12 protein-coding genes are annotated in these 13,140 nt (G+C 69.5%); 10 read left to right on the top strand and 2 right to left on the bottom strand.

Translation table 11 applies throughout. The features are described from left to right. The first annotated feature begins 293 nt into the window (after positions 1-293). Entirely contained in the window at positions 294-1,478 is a 1,185-nt protein-coding gene (locus tag OXS49_RS04945; RefSeq protein ID WP_267422441.1) for an ABC transporter substrate-binding protein, read from the top strand. Positions 1,479-1,626: 148 nt separating this feature from the next. Here OXS49_RS04945 and OXS49_RS04940 read toward each other — a convergent pair whose 3' ends face one another. Then, positions 1,627-2,790, bottom strand: coding sequence for an iron-containing alcohol dehydrogenase (locus OXS49_RS04940; RefSeq protein WP_267422349.1), 1,164 nt, complete (start codon positions 2,788-2,790; stop codon positions 1,627-1,629). A gap of 52 nt (positions 2,791-2,842) precedes the next feature. Continuing rightward, entirely contained in the window at positions 2,843-3,787 is a 945-nt protein-coding gene (locus OXS49_RS04935) for a LysR family transcriptional regulator (protein ID WP_267422347.1), read from the bottom strand. 113 nt (positions 3,788-3,900) lie between these two features. On the opposite strand from OXS49_RS04935, the gene OXS49_RS04930 reads away from it, so the two are divergent. The 9 genes from OXS49_RS04930 to OXS49_RS04890 all read left to right on the top strand — a co-directional run bounded on the left by OXS49_RS04930 (position 3,901) and on the right by OXS49_RS04890 (position 13,056). Next, a complete protein-coding gene (locus tag OXS49_RS04930; protein WP_267422345.1) occupies positions 3,901-5,397 on the top strand; it encodes a CoA-acylating methylmalonate-semialdehyde dehydrogenase in 1,497 nt (498 codons plus the stop codon). A 186-nt stretch (positions 5,398-5,583) separates the two neighbouring features. Beyond that, a complete protein-coding gene (locus OXS49_RS04925) occupies positions 5,584-6,729 on the top strand; it encodes an isobutyryl-CoA dehydrogenase (protein ID WP_267422342.1) in 1,146 nt (381 codons plus the stop codon). Then, positions 6,726-7,787 (top strand): enoyl-CoA hydratase/isomerase family protein, encoded by a 1,062-nt coding sequence (locus tag OXS49_RS04920; RefSeq protein ID WP_267422339.1) that lies wholly within the window; start codon positions 6,726-6,728, stop codon positions 7,785-7,787. Before OXS49_RS04925 ends, OXS49_RS04920 begins: the two co-directional genes overlap by 4 nt. A 238-nt stretch (positions 7,788-8,025) precedes the next feature. Next, complete coding sequence (gene mmsB / locus OXS49_RS04915) at positions 8,026-8,919, top strand: 3-hydroxyisobutyrate dehydrogenase (protein WP_267422336.1); 894 nt, start codon at positions 8,026-8,028, stop codon at positions 8,917-8,919. Further along, a complete protein-coding gene (locus tag OXS49_RS04910) occupies positions 8,916-9,695 on the top strand; it encodes an enoyl-CoA hydratase (protein ID WP_267422334.1) in 780 nt (259 codons plus the stop codon). Before mmsB ends, OXS49_RS04910 begins: the two co-directional genes overlap by 4 nt. A gap of 14 nt (positions 9,696-9,709) precedes the next feature. After that, positions 9,710-10,147 (top strand): hypothetical protein, encoded by a 438-nt coding sequence (locus OXS49_RS04905; RefSeq protein WP_267422332.1) that lies wholly within the window; start codon positions 9,710-9,712, stop codon positions 10,145-10,147. 44 nt (positions 10,148-10,191) lie between these two features. Further along, a complete protein-coding gene (locus tag OXS49_RS04900) occupies positions 10,192-11,925 on the top strand; it encodes an AMP-binding protein (RefSeq protein ID WP_267422329.1) in 1,734 nt (577 codons plus the stop codon). Between the two features lie 179 nt (positions 11,926-12,104). Beyond that, on the top strand, positions 12,105-12,236 hold the full coding sequence (locus tag OXS49_RS04895; RefSeq protein WP_267422447.1) for a hypothetical protein: 132 nt from the start codon (positions 12,105-12,107) through the stop codon (positions 12,234-12,236). Positions 12,237-12,444: 208 nt separating this feature from the next. Then, on the top strand, positions 12,445-13,056 hold the full coding sequence (locus OXS49_RS04890; RefSeq protein ID WP_267422439.1) for a transglutaminase-like cysteine peptidase: 612 nt from the start codon (positions 12,445-12,447) through the stop codon (positions 13,054-13,056). Positions 13,057-13,140: the final 84 nt, after the last annotated feature.

The raw sequence follows: 13,140 nt of genomic DNA, 5'->3' as shown, positions 1-13,140 counted from the left end.
GACCTGAATCTGCGCGGGGAATCGTGTAATTATGGTTAAGGTTTAATAACTCGGCCGCCAGAACAGTTCGGAAACGGACATTGCCCTGGTCCCGTCGCGGCCAGGCATCACAACCGGCGCAATCCTTCAGCATCCAGCCGAGCTGGGCTGTGGAGTCTCACACCGGCGTGATCTATTTTGCATGCGGAACCGCCTCAGAATGCGGGCGCCCGGGTGAATCGGGGGGAGACATGATCAGGACATTGGGCGGCGCGGTGCTGGCGGCGGCGCTGGCAGGGACGGCCCTCGGGACGATGACCGGCGCGGCGGCTGCTCAGGGCGGCGCGGACGCGTTCTCGGGCAACGCGGTGCGCATCGGCATCCTCAACGACCAGTCCGGCCTCTACGCCCAGTTCGGCGGCCAGGGCTCGGTCGAGGCGGCCCGCATGGCGGTGGAGGATATGGGCGGTAAGATCGGCACCGTCCCGGTCGAGATCCTCTCGGCCGACCACCAGAACAAGCCCGACATCGCCTCGGCCATCGCCCGGCAATGGTACGACCGCGACGGCGTCGACGCGATCATGGAGCTGACTACTTCCTCGGTGGCCCTGGCGGTCCAGGGCCTGTCCAGGGAGAAGAAGAAGATCACCATCACCACGGGGGCGGCGTCGAGCGACCTCACCGGCAAGGCCTGTACGCCCTACGGCTACCACTGGGCCTACGACACGCGGGCGCTGGCGGTGGGCACCGGCGGCGCGCTGACCCGGGCGGGGGGCGACACGTGGTTCTTCCTCACGGCCGATTACGCCTTCGGCTCGGCGCTCGAGACCGACACCAGCAAGGTGGTGATCGCCAACGGCGGCAAGGTGGTGGGCAGCGTCCGCCACCCGCTCTCGAACCAGGATTTCTCCTCGTTCCTGCTCCAGGCGCAGGGCTCGAAGGCCAAGGTGATCGGGCTGGCCAATGCCGGGCTCGACACCTCGAACGCGATCAAGCAGGCGGCCGAGTACGGCATCGTCGATGGCGGCCAGAAGCTCGCGGCGCTGCTGTTCACCCTCTCGGAGGTGCACGGGCTCGGCCTCAAGGTTGCGCAGGGCCTGACGCTCACCGAGGGCTGGTACTGGGACGCCAACGACGAGACCCGCGCCTTCGGCCAGCGCTACATGAAACGCACCGGCCGGATGCCCAACATGATCCAGGCCGGCACCTACTCGGCGGTCCTAACCTACCTGAAGGCCGTGAAGGCCGCGGGCACCGACGAGACCGACGCGGTCAACGCCAAGCTCAAGGTGCTGCCGGTGGACGATGTCTTCGCCCATGGCGGCGTCGTGCAGCCGAACGGCCGCATGGTGCACGACATGTACCTGTTCGAGGTGAAGAAGCCCGCTGAGTCGAAGGGCGAGTGGGACCTCTACAAGCTGATCTCGACCATCCCCGGGAAGGAGGCCTTCGCGTCGCCTGCCGAGAGCGGATGCCCGCTGACGGCGGCGGCGAAGTAGGTCTCACCCCGTCATCGCGAGCGTAGCGAAGCGACCCAGGGCAGCGCGACATCTTTTAGCGTGGCGCTGCTGGATTGCTTCGCTCCGCTCGCAAAGACGGCGGCGGGGCGAATGTCCGCTCCAAGATATTCTCTGCCCCAGGAGGGTATCACCCCGCCCACACCCGCCGATACAGCGCCACGATCTCCTCGGCACTGGGCTCGACCGGGTTGTTGGCTGGCGACCCGGAGGCGAGCGCCTGAGCCGCCATTGTGGGGAGCAGCGCCTCCCAGCGGGCCGGGTCGATCCCGTATTCCTGGGGGCCAGGTACGTCGAGGTCGTCGTTGAGCGCTTCCAGTTCCGCCACCAGGGCCGCGGCGGCGGACCGGTCGTCGGCCTCCGGCTTGGCGACCCCGATGGCCCGGGCGCAGGCGGCGTAGCGGTCGATGGCGGCCGGCGCCGAGAAGGCCGTGACCGCCGGCAGCAGCATCGCGTTCGACAGCCCGTGCGCCACGTGGAAATGCGCGCCGATCGGCCGGCTCATCCCGTGGACCAGCGCCACCGAGGAATTCGAGAAGGCGATGCCGGCCTGGGTCGCACCCAGCATCATCGCCTCGCGGGCCGCCCGGTCGCCGGGATCGGTCCAGACCCGCCGCAGGTTCGGCGCGATCAGCTTCATCGCCTGGAGCGCCAGCCCGTCCGAGAACAGGTTCGATTTTCGCGAGACGTAGGCCTCGATGGCGTGGGTCAGCGCGTCGATGCCGGTATCGGCAGTGAGCCGCTTGGGTTTGGTCAGCGTCAGCTCGTAATCGACCAAAGCCGCCACCGGGAGATACGCTAGGCCGATGCACAGCATCTTCTCGTCGGAGGTCTCGTCGGTCACGATGGTGAAGCGCGTCGCCTCGGAACCGGTGCCCGCGGTGGTGGGGATCGCCACGATCGGCAGGCCGGGTTCGTCCTGCTGGCGGGGCGCCTTGTAGTCCCGCATGTGGCCGCCGTGGCGGGCCAGCACGGCCACCGCCTTCGCGGTGTCCATCGGGCTGCCGCCGCCGAAGCCGATCACGCAGTCGAAGTCGCCCGCCTGGAGCGCGGCCAGCGCCGCCTCGACGGACGCCACGGTCGGGTCCGGCACCGTGTCGGCGAAGACGGTTGCGCGCGTGCCCGTGCCGGAGAACCGTTCGGTGAGGGCCTCCACCCGACCGCTGCCGGCGAGATAGGGGTCGGTCACCACGAAGGGGCGCGACAGGCCGAGCTGGGCGAGCACCTCCGGCAAGAGCCGCGAGGCGCCGGCGCCGACGCGCATCAGCCGGGGCAGGGCGATCGAGGCGACCATCGTTTGTTCCTCCCGCCCGGCGCTTGTCCTGATCCGCCGGGTTCACCCGATCTTACGGGCCCGCGGGATCCTGCGAAACCACCGCCGCTGACACCGCCGGCCCGGCGAACAGGGCGCCGGCTGCCTCCACCTCGGCGGCGATGAAGCCTGCAACGGCCCGGATATGGGCGGCTTTCCGGTGATCCTCGTGGATGTGCATGTGGAACGCGCGCGTCAGCGAGACCTGTTCGGGCAGTACCGGCACCAGCCCGGGATGGGCCGCTGCAATGAAGGCCGGCAGGACGCACAGGCCCGCCCCGGCGCGCGTCGCGTAGACCTGCGCCAGGAGATTGGTGGAGCGCAGGCGGGCGCTGACCGGGGGGCCCAGGGCGCCCAGATAGTTCAGCTCACGCGTGAACAGCATGTCCTCGATATAGCCGACGAAGGGATGTCCGGAGAGTTCCGCGATCCCGACGATCGGCGCCGCGGCGCCGAGGTAGGCTTCCGCTCCGTAGACGAACAGCCGGTAATCGGTGAGCCGGCGCGCCACCACGCGGGCCTGCTGCGGTCCGGACAGGCTGATCACGATATCGGCCTCCCGCTTGGACAGGCTGAAGATCCGGGCGGTCGCCATGATCTCCACCTCCAGCCCGGGATGACGGGCGGTGAGCCGGTGCATCCGGGGCGCGAGGAACACGCTGCCGAACCCGTCCGGCGCGCCGATCCGCACCGTGCCCGCCACCGCGTGGGCGGCCTCCGTGGTGGCGCTGGCCGAGAGGAACGCGCTCTCCATGGCCTCGGCGACGCCCAGCAGGTTCGCCCCATCCTCGGTCAGCGCGTAGCCGAGGTTGCTGCGGTGGAACAGCCGGGCGCCGAGTCCCTCTTCCAGGGCCCGGATCCGTCGGCCGACCGTGGTGTGCTCGGTGCCGAGCCGGGCTGCTGCGGCGCTCAAAGTGCCGGTGCGCGCCACCGCGAGGAAATAGCGCAGATCGTCCCAGTTCGGCCCGATCCTGGCCATGGCCGCACTCCCGCTGTGCATCGATGCACGACGGCTGTAAGCGCATCCGGCTTTATCGCTCAAGGGATCCTGTTAGGCTGCGATAAAACCAAATCACCACAGGGAGGCGCGGCATGCGCACGATCGGGCACTTTATCGGCGGCCGGAGCGTCGGCGGCGAGAGCGGGCGGTTCGCGGACGTGTTCCACCCCTCGACCGGCGAGGTCCAGGCCAAGGTCGCGCTGGCCAGCAAGGCCGAGATGCGCGCGGCGATCGAGAACGCTGCCGCGGCGCAGCCGGCCTGGGCAGCCACCAACCCGCAGAAGCGCGCCCGCGTGATGATGCGCTTCCTCGAACTCATTCGCGGCGAGAACGATGCACTCGCCGAGCTTCTTGCCTCCGAGCACGGCAAGACGGTGCCGGACGCCAAGGGCGACATCCAGCGCGGCGTCGAGGTGGTGGAGTTCGCCTGCGGCATCCCGCACCTGCTCAAGGGCGAGTACACGGAAGGGGCGGGCCCCGGCATCGACGTCTATTCCCTTCGCCAGCCGCTCGGCGTGGTCGCCGGCATCACGCCGTTCAACTTCCCGGCCATGATCCCGCTGTGGAAATGCGCCCCGGCTATCGCCTGCGGCAACGCCTTCATCCTGAAGCCGTCCGAGCGCGACCCGAGCGTGCCGCTGCGCATCGCCGAGATCTTCCTGGAGGCGGGCCTGCCGCCCGGCATCCTCAACGTCGTCAACGGCGACAAGGAAGCGGTCGATGCGATCCTCGACGACGAGGACATCAAGGCGGTGGGCTTCGTCGGCTCCTCGCAGATCGCCGAGTACATCTACGTCCGCTCCGCCCAGACGGGGAAGCGCGCCCAGTGCTTCGGCGGCGCCAAGAACCACATGATCATCATGCCGGACGCCGACATGGGCCAGGCGGTCGATGCCCTGATCGGCGCCGGCTACGGCTCGGCCGGCGAGCGCTGCATGGCGATCTCGGTGGCGGTGCCGGTGGGCGAGGCCACCGCCGACCGGCTGATGGAGCGGCTGATCCCGCGGGTCGAATCGCTCAAGATCGGTCCCTCGCATGACGGCTCGGCCGATTACGGCCCGATGGTCACCGCCGAGGCGGTCCGGAAGGTCGCCGGCTATATCGATCAGGGCGTTGCCGAGGGTGCGCATCTCGCGGTCGACGGCCGCGGCTTCAAGCTCCAGGGCTACGAGAACGGCTTCTACATGGGCGGCTCGCTGTTCGACCGCGTGACCCCCGACATGACGATCTACAAGGAGGAGATTTTCGGCCCCGTGCTCTCGGTGGTGCGGGCCAAGGATTACGAGGAGGCGCTGGCGCTGCCCTCGACCCACCAGTACGGCAACGGGGTTGCGATCTTCACCCAGGACGGCGACGCGGCCCGGGACTTCACCGCGCGGGTCAACGTCGGCATGGTCGGCGTCAACGTGCCGATCCCGGTCCCGATCGCCTACCACACCTTCGGCGGCTGGAAGCGCTCGGGCTTCGGCGACCTGAACCAGCACGGGCCGGATTCGGTCCGGTTCTACACCAAGACCAAGACCGTGACGCAGCGCTGGCCGAGCGGCATCAAGAGCGGCGCGGAGTTCTCCATCCCGACCATGCGCTGAGCCGCATCACCCTCCCCCCTCCGCGGGGGAGGGGCCCGCGTTCTCTCCTCCCCCTTGTGGGGAGGAGCCGGAGGTGGGGGTGGTGCAGACGGCACCGGAACGCACGATCCTGCACCACCCCCACCCCTGACCCCTCCCCGCAAGGGGGAGGGGAAAGCGCCCGTCTGAACTGTTGGAGCCACGCCCATGCGTTTCGGGCTCGATGAGGATCGAACCGCGATCCGCGAGATGGCCCTCGGCTTCGCGGCCGAGCACATCGCCCCCCACGCCCTCGACTGGGACCGGGACAAGACCTTTCCCGTGGAGACCATGCGGGCCGCCGCCGCGCTGGGCATGGCGGGCATCTATGTCCGCGAGGATGTCGGTGGCTCCGGCCTGTCGCGCCTCGACGCCACCCTGATCTTCGAGGCGCTGAGCACCGGCTGCCCGACCGTGGCGGCGTTCCTGTCGATCCACAACATGTGCGCCTGGATGATCGACGCCTATGGCGACGCCGACCAGCGCAACCGCTGGCTCCCGGCCCTGATGGGCATGGACACCATCGCGAGCTACTGCCTCACCGAGCCGGGCTCGGGTTCCGACGCGGCGGCGCTCCGCACCCGCGCCGAGCGGGACGGCGACCATTACGTGCTCACCGGCGAGAAGCAGTTCATCTCGGGTGCGGGCGTCAGCGACCTCTATGTCTGCATGGTCCGCACCGGCGAGGCCGGCCCGCGGGGCATCTCGGCCGTGGTGGTGGAGAAGGGCACGCCCGGCCTGTCGTTCGGGGCCGAGGAGCGCAAGATGGGCTGGAACGCTCAGCCGACCCGGGCGGTGCGGTTCGACGGCTGCCGCGTGCCGGTCGGGAACCGCCTGGGCGCCGAGGGCCAGGGCTTCCGTATCGCCATGAGCGGTCTCGACGGCGGCCGGCTCAACATCGCCGCCTGCGCGCTCGGCGGCGCGCAGGCCGCCCTCGATAAGGCGCTCGCCTATATGAGCGACCGGCGCGCCTTCGGGGCTAAGCTCACCGACTTCCAGGCGCTGCAGTTCCGGCTCGCCGATATGGCGACCAGCCTCGAAGTCTCGCGCACCTTCCTGCGCCACGCGGCCTCGGCGCTCGACGCCAAGAACCCCACCGCCACCCAGCTCTGCGCCATGGCCAAGCGACACGTGACCGACGCCGCCTTCGAGGTGGCCAACCAAGCGCTGCAATTGCACGGCGGCTACGGCTACCTCGCCGAGTACGGCGTGGAGAAGATCGTCCGGGATCTGCGCGTGCACCAGATCCTGGAGGGCACCAACGAGATCATGCGGGTGATCATCGCCCGCGCGATGACCGGGGGGCACCGATGAGCGACATGATCGTCGAGCGCGTCGGCGCCCTGGGGCGCCTGCGGCTTAACCGGCCAAAGGCCCTGAACGCCCTGACTCACGGGATGGTGGGTGAGATCGACCAGGCGCTCGACCAGTTCTCGGCGGATCCGGGCCTCGCCGCGGTGCTGCTCACCGGCGAAGGCGAGCGCGGCCTCTGCGCCGGCGGCGATCTGCGCACCCTCTATGACAGCACCGACACGGTCGCGGCGGAACAATTCTGGCGGGACGAGTACCGGCTCGATGCGCGCATCGCCTGTTACGAAAAACCGTTCGTGGCGGTGATGGACGGCATCACCATGGGTGGCGGCGTCGGGCTCGCCGGCCATGCCGCCCACCGGATCGTCACCGAGCGCTCCCGCGTCGCCATGCCGGAGACCGGTATCGGCTACTTTCCGGATGTCGGTGGCACGTGGCTGCTGCCGCGGGCACCGGGCGAGACGGGTACCTACCTCGGCCTCACCGGCGAGCCGATGGGTGCCGCCGACGCGATCTTTTGCAACTTCGCCGACGCCATGGTGCCCTCTGCGGCGCTCCCCGACCTGATCGACGCGCTCTCGGCGCTCCCGCCGGATGCCGGGGATGCGGGCGTGCGGGACGTCATCGTGCGCCTCGCGCAGGATCCCGGTTCGACCCCGCTCGCGGCGCATCGCGCCGTGATCGACCGGTGTTTCGCCTTCGACATGGTCGACGAGATTCTGGTGGCCCTCGACGCTGACGGCTCGGATTTCGCCGCCGCGACGCGAAAAACCCTCCTGAGCAAGGCGCCGACGAGCCTCGTCCTCACGCTCTGCCTGCTGCGCCTCGGCCGCGGTTCCGCGAAGCTGGAGGCCTGCCTGGAGCGCGAGTTCCATGCCTCGCTCGCCGTCCTGGCGGAGGGCGATCTCCGCGAGGGCATCCGCGCCGCGGTGATCGACAAGGACAAGACCCCCCGCTGGAACCCGCCGACCCTGGACGCCGTCGACCCCGCCCGGATCGCCCGCTGGCTCGAGCGGCGCGCGGATCCGGTTTTTCCGGAGTCGCGGACGGGTGCGGTGTGATGTGAGGCCGCTCGCCCCAGCCCGGCTCCGGGGCGCTGCCCCCGGATCTTCATAGGAGCGCGGGTCCCCTCGCCCGTGCGGGAGAGGGACAGGGTGAGGGATCAGGTTTTTCCGGAGAGGGCGTATCCCTCACCCCAACCCTCTCCCGCACGGGAGAGGGGGCGCGTCGAGCCCGTCATAGACCGGTCAGGCTGCCGTTGAAGTGGGTAGGGGCGAGATACAAGACAGGGAGGGTTGGATGGCGCAGACCATCGGGTTCATCGGTCTCGGCAACATGGGCGGCCCCATGGCGGCCAACCTCGTGAAGGCGGGGCATACGGTGCGTGGCTTCGATCTGGTGTCGGCCTCGCTGGAGGCCGCCCGCGCCGCGGGCGTCGCGGTGGCGGGCTCGGCCCTGGAAGCGGCCGAGGGCGCGGACGTCGTGATCACCATGCTGCCCGCCGGGCGGCACGTCATCGAGGTCTGGACCCAACTCGCTGAGACGGTGCCCGCCGGCACCCTGCTGATCGATTCCTCCACCATCGACGTCGAGAGCGCCCGCAGGGCCCATGCACTGGCCGAGGCGCGGGGCTGCCTGTCGGTGGACGCACCGGTCTCGGGGGGAACCGGCGGCGCCAAGGCCGGCACGCTGACCTTCATGGCCGGCGGCGCCGAAACGGCCTTCGCCAGGGCCGAGCCGCTGCTCAAGGCGATGGGCAAGAACGTGTTCCATTGCGGCGCGGCCGGCGCCGGTCAGGCGGCCAAGATCTGCAACAACATGATCCTCGGTATCTCGATGATCGCCGTCGGCGAGGCCTTCGCGCTGGGCGAAAAACTCGGCCTGTCGCATCAGGCGCTCTACGACGTGGCTTCGGTCTCCTCGGGCCAGTGCTGGTCGCTGACCACCTACTGCCCGGTGCCGGGCCCGGTGCCGACCTCGCCGGCCAACACCGGCTACAAGCCGGGTTTTGCCGCCGCGCTGATGCTCAAGGACCTCCGCCTCGCCCAGGCTGCGGCGCTCGCCTCCGGTGCGGCCACGCCGCTCGGCGCCGAGGCCGCGCAGCTCTACGGGTTGTTCGAAAGTTCCGGCCACGGGGGCGAGGACTTTTCCGCGATCATCCGTATGCTGCGCGGGCAGGGAGGCGAGTCGTGAGCGACCCATACGAGACGATCCTGACCGAGACGCGCGGGCGCGTCCGGTTGATCACCCTCAACCGGCCCAAGGCGCTCAACGCCATCAATCTCCAGCTCACCCGGGAGGTGATCCAGGCGGCGACCGAGGCGGATGCCGATCCGGGAATCGGCTGCATCGTGCTGACCGGTTCGGCCAAGGCCTTCGCGGCCGGGGCCGACATCAAGGAGATGCAGCACGCCACCTACGCGGAGATGTACGCGGGCGACCGGTTCGCCGACTGGGACCGGTTCGTCGCCGTGCGCACGCCGATCATCGCCGCGGTGGCGGGATACGCGCTGGGCGGCGGCTGCGAACTCGCCATGATGTGCGACATCATCCTGGCGGCCGACACCGCGCAATTCGGCCAGCCCGAGATCAAGCTCGGGGTGATGCCGGGAATCGGCGGCAGCCAGCGGCTGACCCGCTTCGTCGGCAAGGCCAAGGCCATGGAGATGTGCCTCACCGGCCGGATGATGGACGCCGCCGAGGCCGAGCGCTCAGGGCTCGTCTCGCGGGTGATCGCCGCCGACCAGCTCCTCGACGAATCCCTGAAGGCGGCCGCGACGATCGCGTCGATGTCGCTGCCGATCGCCATGATGACCAAGGAGGCGGTCAACCGCTCCTACGAGACCACGCTGACAGAGGGCATCCGCTTCGAGCGGCGGGTGTTCCATGCCATGTTCGCCACCAAGGATCAGAAGGAGGGCATGGCCGCCTTCGTGGAGAAGCGGCCGCCCCGGTTCGAGAACACCTGAACGGGCAGAAGGCCATGGATGTCCTGGACCACGATTCGGAACATCGGTTCGAGATGGCCTTCCCGAGCGCGATCGTCGCCCAGAAGGCGCGGGGCCGCGAGGAGACCATCAACGAGCACCTCGTGAAGCTGCTGGCTTTCGATGTGGCGCCGGAGACGCGGGCGGTCTGGTGGAAGGGGCTGGCCCGCCATTTCCGCTTCCTGGCGGCCCTGCGGGTCAAGCCGGGTGCGAGCCTGATCCCGGCCCGGGACTGGTGGACATGGCTCTATGCCGACCCGTTCGAGCATAACGAAGCCGGCTACGCGGCCGGCCTGATCGCGCTGAACGCCGATGACGTCGCCCGCAACGGCCGCAGCGTCGGAGCCATTGCCGGGGCGATCCGTGAGTTCCACGCCGCCATGGTCCAGCGCCTCGGGCGCGGCGAAGCCGGCGAGGATCTGATCCCGGCCTGAAGAAGCCGGGACAGGAGAGGCAACGACGAGGAGGGGGAACGACCATGCCGAGCTTCCAGGAGGCCCGCGACCTGCTGCTGGCCCACCGCACCGATTACGCCGCCGCCGTCTCGGCCTTCGCGTGGCCGGAGCCGGTTCCGTTCAACTGGGCGCTCGACTGGTTCGACGCGGTGCTGGCCGGCCCCGAGAGCCGGGACCGTGCCGCTTTGCGGATCGTCGAGGCTGGCAGCGGCGCCGAGCAGAGCCTGACCTTCGGCGAGCTTGCCCGGCGCTCCAACCAAGTCGCCAATAACCTGCGTCAGCGCGGCCTGAAGCGCGGCGACCACCTGCTCCTGCTCCTCGGCAACGTTCCGGCCCTCTGGGAGACCATGCTGGCGGCGATGAAGCTCGGCGCCGTGGTCATCCCGGCGACCACGCTGCTCACCGCCGACGAACTCGCCGACCGCCTCGCCCGCGGCCGCCCCCGGGCGATCGTCGCCGGGCCAGAGCAGATCGCGCGCTTTGTCGGTCTCGACATTGGGGATGCGATCCGCATCGTCACCGGCCCCGCGATGGAGGGCTGGAGCACGTATGACGACGCATTCGGGTCGCCCGACACCTTCGCGCCGGACGCGGCGACCGGGGCCGACGACCCGCTGCTCCTCTACTTTACCTCCGGCACCACGGCGAAGCCGAAGCTGGTTCGCCACAGCCACCGCTCCTATCCGGTGGGCGCGCTCTCGACCATGTACTGGCTCGGGCTCCAGCCCGGCGACATCCACTGCAACGTCTCCTCGCCGGGCTGGGCGAAGCACGCGTGGTCGTCGTTCTTCGCGCCCTGGAACGCGGGCGCGACGATCCTGGTGATCAACCAAGCACCGTTCAACGCCACCGCGCTGCTGACGCAGCTGGAGCGCACCGGCGCGACCACCCTGTGCGCGCCACCGACGGTCTGGCGGATGATCATTCAAGAGGATCTGACCGGGAAGCGACTCGCCCTGCGCGAGGTCTGCGCGGCCGGCGAGCCCCTGAACCCGGAGGTGATCGAGCGCGTGAAGACCGCCTGGGGCCTCACGATCCGCGACGGCTACGGCCAGACCGAGACCACCGCGCTGATGGCCAACACGCCGGGCCAGCCGGTCGTGCCCGGGGCGTTGGGCCGGCCGCTCCCGGGCTACCGGGTGCGCGTGCGCGACGCCGACGGCCAGCCGGCCTCCGAGGGGGAGGTCTGCCTGGAACTGGGCGCGCATCGCCCCGCGGGCCTGATGCAGGGCTATGACGACGGCCAGGGCCACCTGTCGGGGGCGGGGGGCGACCTTTACCGCACCGGCGACGTGGCTTTCGTGGACGGGGAGGGCTGCTTCACCTTCGTGGGCCGGGCCGACGACGTATTCAAATCCTCCGGCTATCGGATCAGCCCGTTCGAACTGGAAAGCGTACTGATCGAGCATCCGGCGGTGGCGGAAGCCGCGGTTGTCCCGGTGCCGGACCCGATGCGCCACACGATCCCCAAGGCCTACGTGTCGCTCGTGGCGGGTGCCTCCGCGGGGCCCGAGACGGCGCTGGACATCTTCCGCTTCACCAACGCGCGGCTCGCCACCTTCAAGCGCCTGCGCGCGCTGGAATTCGTCACTGAATTGCCCAAGACCATCTCGGGCAAGATCCGCCGGGTGCAGCTGCGTCGCCTGGAGCACGTGGGCATCACCGAGGATCCCCATCGCGGCCGGGCCTACACGCAGGCCGACTTCCCGGAGCTGAAGGGCGAGGCGGAGCGCAAGCTCGATCAGACGGCGGGGTGAGCGGAGCCGGTCCTTGCCGTCCTGTCAGTAAGTGCTCAGATTATGAGGATCGAAACGCTTGAGAATCAGGGCCGACGGCCGAGACCTCAACGCCGGACTCTCTCGATCTTGCCGAGCAGATCACGCGCGTTTTCCGTGCGATGGACGAGTCACAAAAATTCGTCGCCGAACAAAAGACGTTGATAGCCGAGGCAGCGAAGCTGGAGCGCGAACGGGCGCTCGCCCCTTGGCAGGTCGCCTTGGCCGGGATGGCGGCCGGAGCCGCGTTCTTCGGAGCCGGCGCCGCCTTCGTGAAGCTTCTGGGGCCTTGAACGATCCCTCAAGGTTTCTGTTTCCCGAAGCCGACAGCGCGGATTTGCCGAGCTTCCCAAGCCACCCGTCGACGCTGTCACGCATGACCCGGGGCCCTGCGGCGAATCGATAAAATTGCGCGCATCGCTTTCAGCGCCGCGGAGGCTCTGCGGCGCAATTCTGGCCTCGACAACGGGGACGGGTTCGATGGGCGCGGGGCTTTTCAGGATGGTTCGGGGGGCGCTGGCCGGTGCTGCGGCGCTGCTCGGTCTCGCCGCCACGGCCGAGGCCCAGACCCTCGCCAGCCTGCCCACGGAGGCCGGTGCCACCACCCTGGGTGATGCGAAGCCGATCGCGGCCTGGGTGACGTTCTGCCAGGGCTACGTGTCCGAGTGCGCGGTCGACCGGACCGAGCCGGCCCGCATCAGCCTCACGCCCGCCACCTGGGCGACGATCGTGTCGGTCAACCGCCGGGTCAACAAGGCGGTGGAGCCGATGACCGATCAGGACCACCTGCACGTGGCCGACCGCTGGGACCTGGCCGAGGACGGCATCGGCGACTGCGAGGACTTCCAGCTGCTCAAGCGCCACCTCCTGGCCGAGGCCGGGCTGCCGCGCCGGGCGATGCGCATGACCGTGGTGATCGACGAGAAGGGCGAGGGCCACGCCGTGCTGACCCTGATCACCGACCGGGGCGATCTGGTGCTCGACAACAAGACCAACGCGATCCTGCCCTGGCACAGGACCGGCTACGTGTTCATCAAGCGCGAGAGCCAGGACGCGGTCGCCTGGGTGTCGCTCGGCGGCGTCACCTCTCCGGTCACGACCGCGAACCGCTGAGACGGCTCTCGACGCGGCCCGACCTGTGCCAACCAGGCCGGCTTTTGGACGACGATTCCGCGTCGGAGCGGGGTGCGTGTTAAC

It is taken from the genome of Methylobacterium sp. GC_Met_2 (genome assembly GCF_026540795.1).
Classification (GTDB): Bacteria; Pseudomonadota; Alphaproteobacteria; order Rhizobiales; family Beijerinckiaceae; genus Methylobacterium.
This window is presented reverse-complemented; position numbering and strand designations above follow the sequence as displayed.

Excerpts from the sequence above, each read along its gene's own strand:
- OXS49_RS04945 (WP_267422441.1), top strand. The coding sequence starts at position 294 with ATGACCGGCGCGGCGGCTGCTCAGGGCGGCGCGGACGCGTTCTCGGGC.
- OXS49_RS04940 (WP_267422349.1), bottom strand. The coding sequence starts at position 2,790 with ATGGTCGCCTCGATCGCCCTGCCCCGGCTGATGCGCGTCGGCGCCGGC.
- OXS49_RS04935 (WP_267422347.1), bottom strand. The coding sequence starts at position 3,787 with ATGGCCAGGATCGGGCCGAACTGGGACGATCTGCGCTATTTCCTCGCG.
- OXS49_RS04930 (WP_267422345.1), top strand. The coding sequence starts at position 3,901 with ATGCGCACGATCGGGCACTTTATCGGCGGCCGGAGCGTCGGCGGCGAG.
- OXS49_RS04925 (WP_267422342.1), top strand. The coding sequence starts at position 5,584 with ATGCGTTTCGGGCTCGATGAGGATCGAACCGCGATCCGCGAGATGGCC.
- OXS49_RS04920 (WP_267422339.1), top strand. The coding sequence starts at position 6,726 with ATGAGCGACATGATCGTCGAGCGCGTCGGCGCCCTGGGGCGCCTGCGG.
- mmsB (WP_267422336.1), top strand. The coding sequence starts at position 8,026 with ATGGCGCAGACCATCGGGTTCATCGGTCTCGGCAACATGGGCGGCCCC.
- OXS49_RS04905 (WP_267422332.1), top strand. The coding sequence starts at position 9,710 with ATGGATGTCCTGGACCACGATTCGGAACATCGGTTCGAGATGGCCTTC.
- OXS49_RS04900 (WP_267422329.1), top strand. The coding sequence starts at position 10,192 with ATGCCGAGCTTCCAGGAGGCCCGCGACCTGCTGCTGGCCCACCGCACC.
- OXS49_RS04890 (WP_267422439.1), top strand. The coding sequence starts at position 12,445 with ATGGTTCGGGGGGCGCTGGCCGGTGCTGCGGCGCTGCTCGGTCTCGCC.